We start from the raw sequence: 15369 nt of genomic DNA on the forward strand, positions 1-15369 counted from the left end.
GACGAGACGCTGCGCGGTATCACGGCGGGCCGAGCGGGACGTCGTCGGCCAGGGGAAGCGAGACCGCCGCGCCGGTGCGGGCGGATCGGTAGATGGCCCGGATGATCTCGACCGCCTTGCGGCCCTCGCGGCCGTCGACCTGGGCGGGCTTGTTTTCGTCGATGGCCCGGAGGAAGTCGGCCAGCTGGTCGCGATGGCCGGCGTGGCTGATGGCCCGGGGGTCGCCCGCCCCGCCGGAGACCTGCCCCTTGGGGGCCAGCAGGTCCGCGTCGCCGGGAAGTTCGGACGCGAAGGTCCAGAGGGTGACGTCGTCCTGCTCGACGCGTGCCGAGCCCTGGCTGCCGTGGATCTCGGTCCGCTTCAGGAGGCCGGGCGATGCGGCGGTCGTGGCCTCGATCACGCCCAGGGCCCCGTTGCGAAACCGGAGGGCGGCGACGGCCACGTCCTCGACCTCGATCCGCTCGTGGGCCAGGGTGGCGGTCATGGCCTGGACCGACTCGACCTCGCCCATCAGCCACTGGATCAGGTCGACGTTGTGGATCGCCTGGTTCATCAGGGCGCCTCCGCCGTCGAGATCCCAGGTGCCGCGCCACCCGCCGGAGTCGTAATACTCCTGGGTCCGCCACCACTTGACGTAGGTGTCGCCCAGCGTGAGGCGGCCGAACCGCCCCGAGTCGATCGCCTCTTTCAGGGCGATATTCGCGGCCGAGAACCGAGAGGGGAAGATGGCACAGAGGCGGACGCCGGCCGCGTCGCACGCCTCGATGATGGCGTCGCAGCGGGGGACGGTGATCTCCAGCGGCTTCTCCACCACGACGTGCTTGCCCGCCTTCGCGGCCCGGACGGCGGGGTCGAGGTGGGCCCCGCTCGGGGTGCAGACGCAGACCACGTCGATGTCGGGCCGGGCCAGCATCGCATCGAGGTCGTCGTAGATCGGCACGTCGCCGCCTGCCAAGGCGGCGATCTTGGCACCGTTGGCCTCCGACCGGCTGAACGCGGCCACGACCCGCGCCCCCTCGATCTCGCCGATGGCGCGGGTGTGATATTCGGCGATCATGCCGCAGCCGATGATCCCGAAACCGTGGGGCTTGGCCATGAGAAGATCTCGCGGAGATGAAAGGGTTCGAGGATCAGTCGCCCCGGCGGATCCGGACGATCTTGAGCTTGCCGACCCGGACGATCAGCCCGTCGGCCGCGTCGATCTCCGCCTTGGCATCGGTGATGACGGCCCGGTCGGGGCCGATCTTGACCCCGCCCTGCGCGATCACGCGGCGGGCGTCAGACGTGCTCTTTTCCAGGCCGAGGGCCACCAGCAGGCGGGGCAGCGGCACCGGGGCCGTCGGCCAGGCGCCGTCGATCCTCAGGGTCGTCTCGGGGATCACGTCCGGGTCGAGCTTCAGCGACCGGCGGCGGAAGGCGTCGGCGGCGGCGTCGGCGGCGGCCTGCCCGTGGTACTGGGCCACGATCGCCTTGCCGAGCACTTCCTTGGCGTCGCGGGGATTCACCCCCGGGGCCAGCAGGGCGTCGACCTCGGCCAGCGGTGTTTCGGTCAGGAGGGTGAAGTACATCCGCATCGGGCCGTCGGGCAGGCTCATCACCTTGCCGAACATGTTCTCGGGCGTCTCGGCCACGCCGATGTAGTTGGATAGGCTCTTGCCCATCTTCTTGCTACCGTCGGTGCCCACCAGGATCGGCATCGTGATCGCCGTCTGGGGCCGGAGGTCGCGGGTCGCCTGGAGGTCGCGGGCCAGCAGGAGGCTGAAGAGCTGCTCGGTCCCGCCCAGTTCGACGTCGGCGCGGATCTCGACCGAGTCCCACCCCTGCATCAGGGGATAGAGGCACTCGTGGAGGAAGACCGGCTTGGCCGAGGCGATCCGGTTGGCGAAGTCCTCGCGGGCCGAGATCTGACCCAGGGTCAGGTGGCGGGTCAACGCCAGGACGTCCAGGAACGACCATTTGGCGAACCAGTCGCCGTTGTGGTGGACCTCGGCTTTCTCCAGGTCGATCAGCTTGCCGACCTGCGTGAGGTAGTCGCGGGCGTTGTTGGCCACGTCCTCGGCGGACAGGGCCTTGGCCCGGGCCTCGTCGCGGCCCGAGGGGTCGCCGACCATCGCCGTGTAGTTGCCGATGATGACGACCGCCGTGTGGCCCAGGTCCTGGAACTGGCGGAGTTTCCGGAGCGGGACGGTGTGGCCGAGGTGGACGTCGATCCCGGTGGGATCGATGCCGTACTTGACCCGGAGTGGGACGCCGGTCGCGACCGACTTTTCGAGCTTCTCGACGAATTCCTTCTCGGGCGTGATCGCATCGACCCCCCGCCGGAGGATTTCGAGCTGGGCGGCAGCATCAAGGCTCAACGCAGGGCTCCCTGGCCGGTCGGGCCATGATTCGAGGGAAAAGGATCACGATTCTAGGCCAGGGGCAGGGCCCGGGGCAAGGTGGCCGCGGCGTGCCCCCGCGCGTTAAGTTGGTGGATCGCCCGGGGCCGCCGGGCTTCGCCCCCGAATCGGGATCGCCCCCCCGAGCGCCCACGAGCCCGCCATCATGCCGCCCCTGACCCCGACCCAACTGATCGCGGCCCTCCTGATGATGATCTTGATGGCCTCGGTCGTCGCCGTCTGGGCGATCGTCTTCGTCCGGATCCTGCTCGAACAGCCGGTCTTGCCGGATTCGACGCCGAGGGTCGTCCCCTGGGGGGCCGGCTCGGTCCTCGGCTCGATCCTCGCCTGGTTCGGATTGCAGAATGTGACGGCGCTCCTTTACCTGATCGCCACTAGGCCGCCCGGAGGGAATGTTCCGAAGACCTCGGGATCTCCATTCAGCCCGGCCGAGCAGATGGGCCTCTCGGCCGCCGCCAACGTCGCGGCCGTGATCCTGATCCCCCTGCTGCTCCGGGCCAGTTCGGGCGCCCGACTCCGCGACTTCGGCATCGAGGCCCGCGGCCTCGCGCGGAGGATCCTGGAGGGCGTCCTCGCCTATCCGCTGCTGGCCCCGTGCGTCTTCGGGCTGATGCTGGTCTGCGTCGCCATATGGGGCAAGAGCGATCATCCGCTCCAGCAGGCCATGATGGACGATCGATCGGCGGGGACCGTCGCCCTGCTCTTCTTCGCGGGGTCGATCATGGCCCCGATCGCCGAGGAACTCCTGTTCCGCGGGGTCCTGCTCGGATGGCTGACCCGGCTGGCGATGCGACCCGAAAAGCGGGACGAACCCGACGCCGCGAGCGACTGGACCGGTGGGCTCGACTCGGATCCGGGGCCGGCCCAGGGCTCCTTCCTCACGCCCATCTCCATCGAGGCCGAGGATGCCGAGGGCGAGCCTTTCAATCCCTATCAGCCGCCCGCGGCACCCGTCACCGCCGACCCTGCGCCGAAGGTCGCGATCCCTTCGCGGCTGATCCTCGCCAACATGGCGGTTTCGGCGGTGTTCGCCCTGCTGCACGGCCCCCAGTGGCCGGCCCCGGTGCCCTTGTTCGTGCTCTCCATGGGACTCGGCTTCCTCTACCAGAGGACCGGGAGCCTGGTCGGGCCGATCGCCCTGCACATGACCTTCAACGGCATCAGCACCCTGATGCTGTTCCTGGCCGGACCCATGACGCCAGCCGCGCCGAAGGCCCCCGCCCCCATCCCCGGACCGGCTTTTCACAGCATCGAAACAACTCCTTCGCAGATTGGGGCGGTAGCCCGTTGACTCGCCGGGATTCGCGGTTAAGATAACCCTCGTCTTGCATGAGTCGCAACGAATTGCAAGACGCACAACGAATCGGGCGCATAGCTCAGTTGGCTAGAGCGCACCCCTGATAAGGGTGAGGTCCCAGGTTCAAATCCTGGTGCGCCCATTCATCAAAAAGCCTCTCGGTGGGATCATCCCATCGAGAGGCTTTTTTTGTTCTTCAGTCTGAGGCGATCACGCAGCCGATAGCAAAGATCCGACCCAGGATCGCTCGGCCTCCACACCCCCTAATCCCATGGGACCAGGGGAGGTGGAGCAGGTCGAGGCGGCGTGCGAAAGGGCCCGAGCCAAGGCGAGGGCGGCCCATCGCCCGACTCGGATGCCGATTCAGAGGCTGAAGGCGAAATCGTGCTGGAAGTTGTGGCGGCAATCCCGGCACGCGCAGCGATGCACACGCGGGACGAATGACTTCTCCGCATCGCCGATCGGTGAACGCGCGGGGGATTCGGCCCGGTCGCCCACGACCACTTCGAGGCTGCCGCACGAAGGGCAAGGGACTTCGAGTTTGTTCATGTGAGTTCCCGTCCGAGGGTCAGGATGGTCGCCACCAGGACACCGGGGGTAGCATGCCCGCGCGTCCCGGGCCGGTCAAACGACGCCGGGCCCGTCGCCCATCCCCTCCGTCCGGTCCTGACACCATTCCGCCTCGCGCCGGTCGGACCACCCCGGCGAACGGCCTCGACGTCTCCTCACCGAGGGCCCGCGATTCGTGTGATAGACTCCCCTCACGCGGAGATCGAAGGGACTCGATGTGTGGAGAAACGAATGATTGCGATTCCATGCCGGGCCAGGATCGCCGGGGTCGCCCTCGCGGCGATCCTCCTCTCGTCTCGCGGCGCCAATGCCGATGGGGACGAGCACGCTTTTCAGACGGCCGGATCGACGAACCCCGTGATCACCGGGGCCGCCTACGATATCGTCAACCAGCAGAAGGCCGAACGACGCCTCGGCTTTCTCCAGGGGAAACTCCGGCGCGATGAGGAGCGGGGTAACGCCTCCGCCGTGGAACGCGATGTCCGGAAGATCCAGAACACCTCACAACGCATCGCGGTCGACGAATGGCTGATCCGGAAGAATCTGCTCCAGGAGCCGGGCTGCTACCCGTATCCTCCCCGGCTCGATTCGATCACCTGCGCCGCGATCGGTCAGTATCGCCGACCGCCCCACGTCCATTACGGGCGGTGAGCCTCGACGATTCGGTTTGATGGCCGCGTTAACCCGAGCCGACCCGGCCGGCATGAGGGGTCGATGGGATTGCGCCCGAGCCGGGCATCAGCCGGGGTGATCCATGATCGATCCCCATCGGCCAGGGATGGGGCCGTTCGGTGCCCCTCCTGGCCGCGGCGATATCCGTGATGATGCGACGGGGACGGCGGGACGATCAGTCGTCGCCGTCGTCATCGTCCATGTCACCATCATCATCGTGATCTTCGTCTTCTTCGATTTCTTCTTCATCGTCGGCGACGGCATCGGCCACCTTGGCGGCGACCGGCTCGGCGGCGGGTTCGGGCCGGGGGATGGCCGCGCCCAGGCCGGGGGCGTTGTCGGGCATCGCCTCCTTGGTCTTCTGGACGAAGTGGGTCCCCTTCCCCTTGGCCGTCAGCTCCTCGGCGCGGGCCAGCGCGGCCTCCTTCTGGGAGTACTCGAACGTCCCGACCGGCTTGAAGGCGTCGTTCAGCACGGTCCAGACGATCCGCATCCGGGCCGAGGGCTTGACCGGCTTGGCGGCCTTGGCCTTGGACTTGGCGGGGGCCTTCTTCTTTTTTGGCTTGCGCTCTTCCTCGTCATCGTCCCCTTCGACGATCTCGACGGCATCTTCTTCCATCGGATCGAGGGGCTCGGCGGCGTCATACTGGCGACGCAACTCGCGGCGATTCTGGGGTTTCCCTGCCATGCAGACCGTCCTCCGCCGCGGCGGACCTCAAGGAGTTTCGGCGTCGGGGCCCGGCGCGGTCCGGGCGCGACCGATCGCACCATCTTAGTCCAAGGCTTCGAGAATCGCCAGCGATCGGAACCGCCCGCGTGTCGCGGCGATCGGGCTGGAGTCGGCCGGCCGCCTCACCTGGTCCGGGCGGCCTTCGATCCGACGGCCCGCCCGAGGGCGGAGCGGCCCGAGTCCCCGGCGTCCCTGGCGCGAGGCGGAGCATCGGCCCCGATTCAGATCACGCCGACCGGGGTCATCAGGGGGATCGGGGTCATCATCGGCGACCCGGGGCCGGGGTCGATCTCGCGGCGAATGTTGGCGACGAGGTCGTCCGGGTGGTATGGCTTGGTCATCATCTGGTTGACGCCGATGGACCGGAGTTCCGTCTCGTGCCGGGGGACGATCGCCGCGCTGCAGATCAGGATCTTCTGGGATGGGGCTGCTTCGCGGATCTGCCGGCAGACCTCGACGCCCGAGAGCCGGGGCAGGTTGAGATCGACCAGGCAGAGGTCGAACGGACCTTCCTCGGCGAACTTCTCCACCCCTTCGACGCCGTCGGCGGCCTCGCAGATCCGGTACCCTTCCGCCCTCAGGAACTGGGAGACCAGCATCCGCAGGATGTCCTCGTCTTCCACGATGAGCAGAGAGCCTCGCCGATCCATCGGCCACCATCCTTCCCTGGGTCGCGTCATAGCGGAGAGTCGGCCATTTCGGCCCCTTCATCGGGGCCGGCCTGGCGGCATCATAGCCCGATCGACGGCCTGCGCCCACCCACAATGCCCCCCCCGGCGGCCGGGGCAGCCCCGGCCGGGGGCGATCCCGGACATAAGTGAATGCTTCGATCGGGCTTCGGGAGTTCCCCTTCCCTGCGATTCACCCCGGCATTCCGGCAGACCGCGGCGATTGCGACGTGCTTGGTCAGGTTCAGCCCGATCAGGCCCGGCAGCGGACCCATGCGGAATAACCAGAGGTTGAACGCCACGCAGGCGACGATCGCCAGCAGCCCCGCCACCCTGCTTTCGAATCGAGGTCGGTCCATACCTCCATCATGGGCATCCCGGCCCCGCGCGGCCAGCGGCTTCCCCCTGGCGAACCGGGGGCCGGGCGTTTAGCATGGGGCCTTGCGGGCCCGGGCCGGCCCGCCCCCGACGCCGGATGGACAGCAAGAAGGGTCGCCGAGAGTCCCATGCCGAGACCCACGATCACGCGGCCCGAGTGGAGCACGGCGATCGACCCCGTGCTCCAGAAAGAGCTGGAACAGCACGTCCTGGTCACGGATTGGGACAAGCTGCTGAGCATGGTCGACGTGGTGTACAACTGGGGGCGGCGGTCCAGCCTCTGGCCCCTGGGCTTCGGCCTGGCCTGCTGCGCCATCGAGATGATCTGCACGGCGTCCAGCCGGTTCGACATCGCCCGGTTCGGCGCCGAGGTCTTCCGAGGCTCTCCCCGCCAGGCCGACGTGATGATCGTCTCCGGCACCGTCACCAAGACGATGATGCCGATGATCGCGCGGCTCTACGACCAGATGCCCGAGCCCAAGTATGTGATCTCGATGGGCGCCTGCGCCTCGGGCGGCGGGCCGTTCAAGGAGGGCTACAACGTCGTCTCGGGGATCGACAAGTATCTTCCCGTCGACGTGTACATCCCCGGCTGCCCGCCCACGCCCCAGGCGCTTCTCAACGGCGTTATCGCCCTCCAAAAGAAGATCGACGGCGAGAAGATCACCCGGTCCCCCTGGTACCGCGACGATGTCGAACGCGACGTGCCCATCCCGGTCCTCGGCCCCGACCTGATCGACCTCCGCACCGTCGAGATCACCGCCGAGAAGGTCGCGCGCGGGTTGGTCGAGGCCCGCGAGGCCACCCTCGAACACCCGCCCAAGATCCCCGCCCCGGCCGTGGAAGGCCCCGCGGCGGAAGCCGTCCCCGGCGCCAAGCCGACCAAGAAGGTGAAGCAGGCGGAGGCCCGCCCCAGCCTGGTGTGGTCGGGCGCCGCGAAACTCGCCGAACTCGCGTCGCGGATCGACGCCGAGTTCGGCGCGGGGACGGCCTCGGTCGTCCGCGCCGCCCTGCTGATCCCGGCCGATCGCTGGCTCGACGCGGCCCGGTTCCTCCGCGACCGGAACCCGGTGCGATACGACTACCTGGCCAGCCTGCAGGCGGTGCACTACGCCGATTGCATCGAGATCGTCTATCACCTGGAAAGCACGACCACCGCCGGCCAGTTGATCGCGGTGCGGGTCCGGGCGGCCGAGGCGGAAGGGGCGGGCGAAGTCCCGTCGGTCCAGCCGATCTGGCCCGGGGCCGACTTCCAGGAGCGCGAAATCTTCGACCTGTTCGGGGTCCGGTTCCCCGGCCATCCCGAATTGAAGCGGATCCTGATGTGGGACGGCTACGCCTACCACCCGCTCCGCAAGGACTTCCTCGAACCCTACTACGAGGGGCCATCTAAGGTCCTCGACAGCCGGATCGAGGACGGCCAGCACTTCCGCTCGGAGGAACTCGCCCCGCTCGGCCCCAACGTCAAGATCCCCCAGGGGTATGAGGGCTGGGCCGGCCTCAACCCGGACGGCGACCCCAAGGGGGTCGAGCTGACCCCGGTCGGTGTCGCGCTGGGAGAGTTGGATACCGACCAGTTCGTCCTGAGCATGGGCCCGCAGCATCCCAGCACCCACGGGGTGTTCCGGATGAACCTCCGGGTGGACGGCGAGACCGTGGTCGGGCTCAAGCCGGTGATGGGCTACATGCACCGGAACCACGAGAAGATCGGCGAGCGCAACACGTTCCTGATGAACATGCCGTTCACCGATCGGCTCGACTACCTGACCAGCATGGGCAACAACTTCGGCTATGCCCTGGCCGTCGAGCAGTTGATGGGCGACGAGGCGAAGCCGCCCGAGCGGGCTGAGTACATCCGCGTCATCATGGCCGAGCTGACCCGGATCGCCAGCCACATGTGGTCGACCGGCTTCCTCCTCAACGACCTGGGTGCGTTCTTCACGCCGGCCCTGTATGCGATCGAGGAACGCGAGCTGATCCTCGACCTGTTCGAGTGGGCGGCCGGCAGCCGGATGATGTGCAACTACTTCCGGTTCGGCGGGGTCGCCTTCGACCTCCCGCCGGGCTGGGTCGAGAGGGCCCGACCGTTCGTCAACGACCGCCTCGATCGCAAGATCGACGAGCTGGACCGGCTCCTCTCGGCCAACGAGATCGTCCTGGATCGCACCAAGGGCGTGGGCGTCCTGACCCGGGAGCAGGCCATCGCCTTCTCGACCGGCGGTCCGGTCCTGCGTGCGTCCGGGGTGGCCTACGACGTCCGCCGGGCGGCCCCCTACAGCATCTATGATCGGTTCCAGTTCGACGTGATCACCGGCCGAGACGGCGACCTGTATGATCGGTACTACGTCCGGGTCCAGGAGATGCGCGAGAGCGTCCGGATCCTCAAGCAGGCCCTCCGCGACCTGCCCGACGGGCCGATCCTGGCGGGCAAGAAGACGTACCTGATCAAGGTGCCGGCCGGCGAGGCCTACTCGCGGGTCGAGAACCCCAAGGGGGAACTCGGCTACTACGTCATCTCCGACGGCTCGGCCAACCCGTATCGCTACCACGTCCGGAGCCCGAGCTTCATCAACCTGACCGCCCTGGAATCGATGTGCGTGGGCCACACCATCGCCGACGTGGTGGGGATCCTGGGCGGGCTCGACATCGTGCTCGGGGAGGTCGATCGATGACGATGCTTCGGGCGGAACGAAGGCGGGCCTTGAGTTTCGGCAAGGGCCTGCTGGTCGGGCACTGGATCACCCTCCGGCGATTCCTCCGCACCTTCCTGGTGGGCGACGGCCGCACGCTCCGGCGCCGGGGCGGGGGCGACCTGCCGGTCGACCTCTGGACCCGCGCCAAGGCCGACCGGCCGACGATCCGGCAGGACTCCCGCACCGAGGGGCTGTTCACGGTCGAGTACCCCGACGAGCGGCTGCCGGTCTACGAGCGGTTCCGCGTCCTGCCGATGCTGATCTACGACGCCGACGACGGCAACGTCCGCTGCACGGCGTGCAACATCTGCGCGAAGGTCTGCCCGCCCCAGTGCATTTGGATCAGCCAGGCGACCAAGCCCGACGGCAAGCCGGTCCCCCTGCCCGCCGACTTCTACATCGACATGGACGTGTGCATGAACTGCGGCCTGTGCGCCGAGTACTGCCCGTTCGACGCGATCAAGATGGACCAGAACTTCGAGCTGTCCAACTACGAGCGGCACCAGTCGCACATCTACGACCTGCAAGACCTGCTGGTGTCGAGCGACTACTACGCCCGCACCCACCCCGAGGCGTACGCAGACGCCGACGAGCAGGCCGAGCGGGCCAAGGTCGCCAAGAAGAAGGGGCAGCGGCTCCAGAAGGCACTGGCGGCCGTAGCGTCTTCTCCGGCGACCGTTGAACCTCCCTCACCCCCGCCGGAATAGCCGATGGGGCTGATCAATGGCAAAACCGACGATGTTCGATCCGGAGATCGATCGGGTGGCAAAATCGAAACAGCATGATCGGCATCGTGCCCGTTCCCTGGATCTGATCGCGATCGTTCTGGCGATCGCTTGCGACGTCCTATTTGCCAACGCTACGCAACATATCGACATCGACAAGCGCACCCGATTTGCCGTCGTGACCTGGGATTGGTTCGGCTACGTCTACGGGATGTCGGGTGCGGTTGCCTCGCTCGCGTCCGCTTCCCTTTCGGCGAGGCGGATGCTCTTGATGGACGTCTTTGCTCCACCTCCCCCGATGAATGGCCATTCTGCAATCAACATGATCGCCCTCTTCATCAATGCCTGCGGCATTGGTCTCTTCCTCTTCTTCTATAGCGAAGCAATCGAGACCTGATCTCGCCGGAGAACGATCGGCCCGTTGGGTCTCAATGCATGGCCGCTCCAGGGATCGTCGGCGACAACCATCGGGGCCTGGGGCCTTGCCCGGACCCGATGTTTCTCTGTAAGATGCCCGTTTCCCACGGGATGAGCCGTGCCGGGGCCGGCCGTCGATCGGTCCCGGAAGGAGCGTTGGAGCCCGAGATGATCCCCACGCCGCCGAAGCCTCGTTTCGAGCCGGGCACCCGCGTCCGCGTCACCCAGCATGTCCGCGTCGGCCACCGCGAGTGGACCACCCAGGTGGTCGGCATCGTCGAGCGCGAAGGCGTCCGCCCCCTGGGCGGGATGGAGATGGGGGGCAAGGGCCTGTACGCCCGCCAGCAGACCATCCGCCTCCGCCGCGACGACGGCGAGATCATCGACGTGGCCCTCGACGAGCAATCCGAGCTGGTCGAAGTCCCCGCCTGACACCCGACCGGGATGGTTGAGCGAGAAGGCCCGCGATGATCATCGTCAACTACGTCTTCCTCGGGGTCCTGCTGGCGGGCGCGATCGCCTTCGGCCTGGCCCCGATCGTGATCACCGGGCTGATCGCCCCCCGCAAGCCGTCGCGGACCAAGGCGGCGACCTACGAGTGCGGCGTCCTGACCGTGGGCGACTCCTGGGTCCGGTTCCGCATTCAGTATTACCTGTATGCGTTGCTGTTCGTGGTGTTCGACGTCGAGGCGGTCTTCCTCTACCCCTGGGCCGTCAGCTACGCCGGGCTCGGCTTCTACGCCCTGGTCGAGATGGTGATCTTCCTGGTGATCCTGGCCTTCGGCCTGGTCTACGCGTGGGCGAAGGGCATGCTGCGATGGGCCTGACGGCGTGGTGGGGATCGGGCCCGATGATGCCGATCCTGTGGGCCGAGGCGGGCGCACGCCACGCGACGCTCGGCACCGGGTTCGACGGCATCCCCTGGATCCGGTGGTTCCTCGCCCTGGGGGTCCTGTTCGGGCTCTTGCCGGGGGTGGTCGCCTACCTGGTCTGGGCCGAGCGCAAGGTGGCCGGGCGGTTCCAGGACCGGATCGGGCCCAATCGCGTCGGCCCGTTCGGCCTGCTCCAGTCGATCGCCGACGCCATCAAGCTGATCACCAAGGAAGTCCTCGTGCCGGAGGGCGGCGATTTCTGGGTCCACATGCTGGCCCCGGTGCTGCTGCTGATCGCCTCATTCATGGTCCTGGCCGTGATCCCGATCGGCGCCGGGGTGGCGGCGGTCAACCCGCCCCTGGGACTGCTGTTCGCGATCGCCCTGACCAGCCTGTCGCCCCTGGGCGTGTTCCTGGCCGGGTGGTCGAGCCGCAACAAGTTCGCCCTGCTCGGCGCCATGCGGGCGGTGGCCCAACTGGTGTCTTATGAGCTGCCGCAGGTGCTGGCCACGATCCCAATCGTGCTGTGGACCGGTAGCTTGAGCCTGGTGGCGATCTTCGACAGGCAACTGGACCTGGGCTGGTTCCTGTTCTCGCCGCCGGGTTTGCTGTCGTTCGCGATCTTCATGATCGCCAGCGTGGCCGAACTGAACCGCGCCCCGTTCGACCTGCCCGAGGCCGAATCCGAGATCATCGCCGGGTTTCACACCGAGTACTCGGGGATGCGCTGGAGCCTGTTCTTCCTGGCGGAATACCTGGGCATCCTGGGGGCCAGCAGCCTGGCCACGGTGATGTTCCTGGGGGGCGGGACGCTGCCGTTCCTCGGCGACTTCCCGATGAACCTGTTCGGCTTCGGGACCTGGTACGGGGCACTTTTCACGAATCTCTTTTACATGACGGTGTTCACGATCAAGATCGTCGGGTTCGTGTTCGTCTTCTTCTGGGTCCGCGCCACGCTGCCCCGGATGCGGGTCGACCGCCTGATGGACTTCGCCTGGAAGGTGCTCGTGCCCTTGGCGATCCTGAACATCCTGATCGCGGCGATCTGGTACGAACTGACGATCCGGCCGGCCTCGCCCCGGTGGGTGCTGGGATGGCTGGTCACGTTGCCGCTGGCGGCGGGGTCGGTGGCGGGGCTGTTCGCCCTGAATCGGGCCCCGGCCCGGTCGCGCGAGGGGATGGTGGTGACGCCGTGATTCGCCTGGTCTTCCTCCTACTGGCGACGATGGGGCTGCTGGCGGCCCTGGGCACGGTGATGGCCCGGAACCTGGTCCGCGCGGCGCTGCACCTGGTGGCGTTCTTCTTCATCGTGGCCTGCCTGTTCATCCTGCTGGAAGCCGAGTTCATCGCGATCGTCCAGGTGCTGGTCTACATCGGCGCCGTGGCCATCCTGATGATGTTCGGGATCATGCTGACGCGGAACGTCCAGGGGGACGAGACCACCGAAGGCCCCTGGACCCGGATGATCCCGGCCGGGATCGTGGCGGTCGGCTTCCTGGCGGTCATGGCCTTCGGCATCGGCCGCGAGAAGGGGCTGGGCCCGCGGGCCCCGTGGTCGCGGATGGTCGAGCGGCCGGCGATCGGGCCCGACCCTGCCCTGAAATCCACCCCGCGCGGCCGGGCGGTCAGCGACATGGGCCGGACCCTCGGCGATGAGTTGATGAGCCGCTATGCCCTGCCCTTCGAGCTGGTGGGCCTGCTGCTGACGGCCGCCGTGGTCGGCTCGATCGCCCTGGCCCGGCAGGACGGGCCCGGCGACGATGCGCCGGCCGACCGGGTGGGATCGGGCCGGAGGCGGGTCGTGCCTTCGCGCTCCACCGTCGAGCCCGTCCTCCCCAATGCGAGCCAGGACGGGGGGGCGGCATGAACGACATCCCTTTGACCTGGTTCCTCCTGTTCGCGGCGGCCTCGTTCGCCATCGGCCTGTTCGGCGTCCTGGTCCGACGCAACGCGGTGGCGGTGCTGATGGCCGTGGAGATCCTCCTGAACGCGGCCAACATCAACCTGGTCGCGTTCTGGCGATATGGCGCCATCAAGCCCGGGGACGGCCCGCTGTCCGGCGTGATCCTGGCCCTGTTCGTGATCGCGATCGCGGCGGCCGAGGTGGCGGTCGGGATCGGCCTGATCCTGCTCTGCTACCGCCGCCGGCAATCCGCCGACGTCGACCGCTTCGACAGCCTTTCGGGCTGAGCCCGCCGAGCCGAGCCCCCGGAGTTCCCGCTTCGATGCCCGTCACCGTGATCTCGCCCGACCCCCGCGACCTCCTGCACCTGGCCCCGGAGGTGATCCTGGCGACCTGGGGGCTGGTCGTCCTGGGCATCGACTTCGGCCTGCTCCGCCGCACCTCGGCCGACCGGAAGGGGCGGGTGCTCGGGCTGATCACGCTGATCGGCGTCCTGGCGGCGCTGGTCTCGACGATCCTGCCCGAGATCCCCGGGCTGGCGCCCACCACGCACCGCGAGCCGTCGCTGATGCTGGGCACGGTGGTCGGCGGAACCCTGGTGGGGCGGATCAACGCCGTGGTGCTGATCCTGCTGGGGCTGGTCGTCGCCCTGTCGACGACCTGGCGATTCACCGAGCACTGGGGCGAATACTTCGCCCTCACGCTCTGGGCGGCGGTCGGGATGCTGTTCCTGATCGCCTCCGAGGAGCTGGTGACGCTGTTCCTGTCGCTGGAAATGATGACGATCTGCCTCTACCTGCTCGCCGCCTTCGAGAAAGGGCAGGGACGATCCCCCGAGGCCGGCCTCAAATACTTCGTCTACGGCTCGGTCTCATCGGGCCTGTTCCTGTTCGGCCTGAGCCTGGTCTATGGCCTGACCGGCACGACCCGGCTGGCGGGAATCGGCCAGGCGTTGATGGCCGACGGGGCGCGGGCAGGGCTGGATGGCGACGTGGCCAGGGCGATGGCCGTGCTGCTCGTGCTGGTCGGGTTCGGCTTCAAGGTCGCGGCGGTGCCGTTCCACCAGTGGGCGCCCGACGTCTACGAGGGAGCCCCGGCGCCGGTCACGGCGTGGATCGCCACCGGGTCGAAGCTGGCCAGCGTGATCGCACTCCTGAAGGTCATGGTCCAGTCGCTCGGCCCCTGGGCCTATCGCGCGACGATGGAACCGGGCGCCGCCAATGGCCCGGCCTCGGCCGGCTGGGTCGGGCTGGTCGCCCTGATCGCCGCGGCCACCATGACATTCGGCAACGTCGCGGCACTGGTGCAGACCAATTTCAAGCGGCTGCTCGCCTACTCGTCGATCGCCCACACGGGGTATCTACTGGTCGGCGTGCTGGCGGCGGTGGTCTCGGTGAACAACGCGTCGGCATCTCGGGCGGTGCTCTACTACCTGGTCGTCTACTCGTTCACCACGCTCGGTGCGTTCGCGGTGGCCGCCTGGCTGTTCCGGGACAAGGGGTCCGAGCGGATCGACGACCTCGACGGCCTGGCCTCGCATTCGCCCGGGCTGGCGGTCTGCATCCTGATCCTGATGGTCTCCCTGATCGGGATCCCGCCGCTGGGCGGCTTCTTCGGCAAGCTGTTCCTGTTCATGGAGGCGCTGAACACCGCGCCGGACTCGGCCCATCGGTTGACCTTCCTCTGGCTGGTCCTGGTCGGGTTCCTGAACAGCGTGGTCTCGGCCTTCTATTACGTGCGGGTGATCCGGGCGATGTTCCTCCGGCCCCCTTCGGGCGTCCCGATGCGGCGGGCATCGCCGGCGATCGCCACGTCGATCGTGCTGGCGGCGGTGGTCGCGGTGCTGTTCGGGATCTACGCCCGGACCGTGACCGACGCGTCGGTCATCCCCCACTCGCGGATGTTCCGGGTCGGCGGGGCGGCGCTGGTCTCGGAGATCTTCGAGGAGGACGACGACGACATCGATCCGGTCCTGCTCCCCGCCCCCCTGCCGGTCCAGCGGATCGGGCCCGACGCCCAGGCCAAGTGACCCGCCCGGGCTCCCC

Annotated in this window: 16 protein-coding genes, 1 tRNA gene and 1 pseudogene; 13 read left to right on the forward strand and 5 right to left on the reverse strand. The window is 68.0% G+C overall.

Translation table 11 applies throughout. From position 1 onward, the window contains the following. Nucleotides 1-19: 19 nt before the first annotated feature. Nucleotides 20-1096, reverse strand: a complete 1077-nt coding sequence (locus TA3x_RS24310) for a Gfo/Idh/MocA family protein (protein WP_435017263.1) — start codon at nt 1094-1096, stop codon at nt 20-22. A 34-nt stretch (nt 1097-1130) separates the two neighbouring features. Then, a complete protein-coding gene (gene tyrS, locus TA3x_RS24315; RefSeq protein WP_435017264.1) occupies nt 1131-2357 on the reverse strand; it encodes a tyrosine--tRNA ligase in 1227 nt (408 codons plus the stop codon). A 187-nt stretch (nt 2358-2544) separates the two neighbouring features. Between tyrS and TA3x_RS24320 the strand changes: the two genes are divergently transcribed. Continuing rightward, on the forward strand, nt 2545-3690 hold the full coding sequence (locus tag TA3x_RS24320; protein ID WP_435017265.1) for a CPBP family intramembrane glutamic endopeptidase: 1146 nt from the start codon (nt 2545-2547) through the stop codon (nt 3688-3690). Nucleotides 3691-3764: 74 nt separating this feature from the next. After that, nucleotides 3765-3838 (forward strand) — tRNA-Ile (locus TA3x_RS24325). A 221-nt stretch (nt 3839-4059) separates the two neighbouring features. On the opposite strand, the gene TA3x_RS24330 is transcribed toward TA3x_RS24325, so the two are convergent. Beyond that, entirely contained in the window at nt 4060-4245 is a 186-nt protein-coding gene (locus TA3x_RS24330) for a hypothetical protein (RefSeq protein ID WP_435017266.1), read from the reverse strand. 252 nt (nt 4246-4497) lie between these two features. Between TA3x_RS24330 and TA3x_RS24335 the strand changes: the two genes are divergently transcribed. Then, a complete protein-coding gene (locus tag TA3x_RS24335) occupies nt 4498-4917 on the forward strand; it encodes a hypothetical protein (protein WP_435017267.1) in 420 nt (139 codons plus the stop codon). A 196-nt stretch (nt 4918-5113) separates the two neighbouring features. Here the strand turns inward: TA3x_RS24335 and TA3x_RS24340 are convergent, their stop codons facing one another. After that, complete coding sequence (locus tag TA3x_RS24340) at nt 5114-5626, reverse strand: hypothetical protein (RefSeq protein ID WP_435017268.1); 513 nt, start codon at nt 5624-5626, stop codon at nt 5114-5116. 263 nt (nt 5627-5889) lie between these two features. Then, nucleotides 5890-6318 carry a response regulator transcription factor gene (locus TA3x_RS24345; protein WP_435017269.1) on the reverse strand — a complete coding sequence of 143 codons (429 nt, stop codon included), beginning with the start codon at nt 6316-6318 and terminating at the stop codon, nt 5890-5892. 524 nt (nt 6319-6842) lie between these two features. Here TA3x_RS24345 and nuoB point away from each other — a divergent pair. From nuoB to TA3x_RS24395, 10 genes and pseudogenes are all read left to right on the forward strand, one after another. Next, nucleotides 6843-8066: pseudogene (gene nuoB / locus TA3x_RS24350) on the forward strand (NADH-quinone oxidoreductase subunit NuoB); the annotation flags it as partial. A gap of 237 nt (nt 8067-8303) precedes the next feature. Next, nucleotides 8304-9386 carry an NADH-quinone oxidoreductase subunit D gene (locus TA3x_RS24355; RefSeq protein WP_435022428.1) on the forward strand — a complete coding sequence of 361 codons (1083 nt, stop codon included), beginning with the start codon at nt 8304-8306 and terminating at the stop codon, nt 9384-9386. Further along, nucleotides 9383-10114 carry a 4Fe-4S binding protein gene (locus tag TA3x_RS24360; protein ID WP_435017270.1) on the forward strand — a complete coding sequence of 244 codons (732 nt, stop codon included), beginning with the start codon at nt 9383-9385 and terminating at the stop codon, nt 10112-10114. The genes TA3x_RS24355 and TA3x_RS24360 overlap by 4 nt, the downstream gene beginning before the upstream one ends. Before the next feature lie 16 nt (nt 10115-10130). Further along, a complete protein-coding gene (locus tag TA3x_RS24365) occupies nt 10131-10529 on the forward strand; it encodes a hypothetical protein (protein WP_435017271.1) in 399 nt (132 codons plus the stop codon). 188 nt (nt 10530-10717) lie between these two features. Next, nucleotides 10718-10981 (forward strand): hypothetical protein, encoded by a 264-nt coding sequence (locus tag TA3x_RS24370; protein ID WP_435017272.1) that lies wholly within the window; start codon nt 10718-10720, stop codon nt 10979-10981. A 38-nt stretch (nt 10982-11019) separates the two neighbouring features. Further along, nucleotides 11020-11376 carry an NADH-quinone oxidoreductase subunit A gene (locus TA3x_RS24375; RefSeq protein ID WP_435022430.1) on the forward strand — a complete coding sequence of 119 codons (357 nt, stop codon included), beginning with the start codon at nt 11020-11022 and terminating at the stop codon, nt 11374-11376. Nucleotides 11377-11399: 23 nt separating this feature from the next. Then, nucleotides 11400-12617 (forward strand): NADH-quinone oxidoreductase subunit NuoH, encoded by a 1218-nt coding sequence (nuoH, locus tag TA3x_RS24380; protein WP_435017273.1) that lies wholly within the window; start codon nt 11400-11402, stop codon nt 12615-12617. Next, nucleotides 12614-13288 carry an NADH-quinone oxidoreductase subunit J family protein gene (locus TA3x_RS24385; protein ID WP_435017274.1) on the forward strand — a complete coding sequence of 225 codons (675 nt, stop codon included), beginning with the start codon at nt 12614-12616 and terminating at the stop codon, nt 13286-13288. Before nuoH ends, TA3x_RS24385 begins: the two co-directional genes overlap by 4 nt. Further along, a complete protein-coding gene (gene nuoK, locus TA3x_RS24390) occupies nt 13285-13611 on the forward strand; it encodes an NADH-quinone oxidoreductase subunit NuoK (protein WP_435017275.1) in 327 nt (108 codons plus the stop codon). The genes TA3x_RS24385 and nuoK overlap by 4 nt, the downstream gene beginning before the upstream one ends. Nucleotides 13612-13646: 35 nt before the next feature. Further along, nucleotides 13647-15353 (forward strand): NADH-quinone oxidoreductase subunit N, encoded by a 1707-nt coding sequence (locus TA3x_RS24395; RefSeq protein ID WP_435017276.1) that lies wholly within the window; start codon nt 13647-13649, stop codon nt 15351-15353. The last annotated feature ends 16 nt before the right edge of the window (nt 15354-15369 follow it).

Source organism: Tundrisphaera macrotermitis, from assembly GCF_051175315.1.
GTDB lineage: Bacteria > Planctomycetota > Planctomycetia > Isosphaerales > Isosphaeraceae > Tundrisphaera.

Bases quoted from the DNA above. Each gene is read 5' to 3' on its own strand.
- TA3x_RS24310 (WP_435017263.1), bottom strand. From the start codon at position 1,096: ATGGCCAAGCCCCACGGTTTCGGGATCATCGGCTGCGGCATGATCGCC.
- TA3x_RS24320 (WP_435017265.1), top strand. From the start codon at position 2,545: ATGCCGCCCCTGACCCCGACCCAACTGATCGCGGCCCTCCTGATGATG.
- TA3x_RS24330 (WP_435017266.1), bottom strand. From the start codon at position 4,245: ATGAACAAACTCGAAGTCCCTTGCCCTTCGTGCGGCAGCCTCGAAGTG.
- TA3x_RS24335 (WP_435017267.1), top strand. From the start codon at position 4,498: ATGATTGCGATTCCATGCCGGGCCAGGATCGCCGGGGTCGCCCTCGCG.
- TA3x_RS24340 (WP_435017268.1), bottom strand. From the start codon at position 5,626: ATGGCAGGGAAACCCCAGAATCGCCGCGAGTTGCGTCGCCAGTATGAC.
- TA3x_RS24345 (WP_435017269.1), bottom strand. From the start codon at position 6,318: ATGGATCGGCGAGGCTCTCTGCTCATCGTGGAAGACGAGGACATCCTG.
- TA3x_RS24355 (WP_435022428.1), top strand. From the start codon at position 8,304: ATGGGCCCGCAGCATCCCAGCACCCACGGGGTGTTCCGGATGAACCTC.
- TA3x_RS24360 (WP_435017270.1), top strand. From the start codon at position 9,383: ATGACGATGCTTCGGGCGGAACGAAGGCGGGCCTTGAGTTTCGGCAAG.
- TA3x_RS24365 (WP_435017271.1), top strand. From the start codon at position 10,131: ATGGCAAAACCGACGATGTTCGATCCGGAGATCGATCGGGTGGCAAAA.
- TA3x_RS24370 (WP_435017272.1), top strand. From the start codon at position 10,718: ATGATCCCCACGCCGCCGAAGCCTCGTTTCGAGCCGGGCACCCGCGTC.
- nuoH (WP_435017273.1), top strand. From the start codon at position 11,400: ATGATGCCGATCCTGTGGGCCGAGGCGGGCGCACGCCACGCGACGCTC.
- nuoK (WP_435017275.1), top strand. From the start codon at position 13,285: ATGAACGACATCCCTTTGACCTGGTTCCTCCTGTTCGCGGCGGCCTCG.
- TA3x_RS24395 (WP_435017276.1), top strand. From the start codon at position 13,647: ATGCCCGTCACCGTGATCTCGCCCGACCCCCGCGACCTCCTGCACCTG.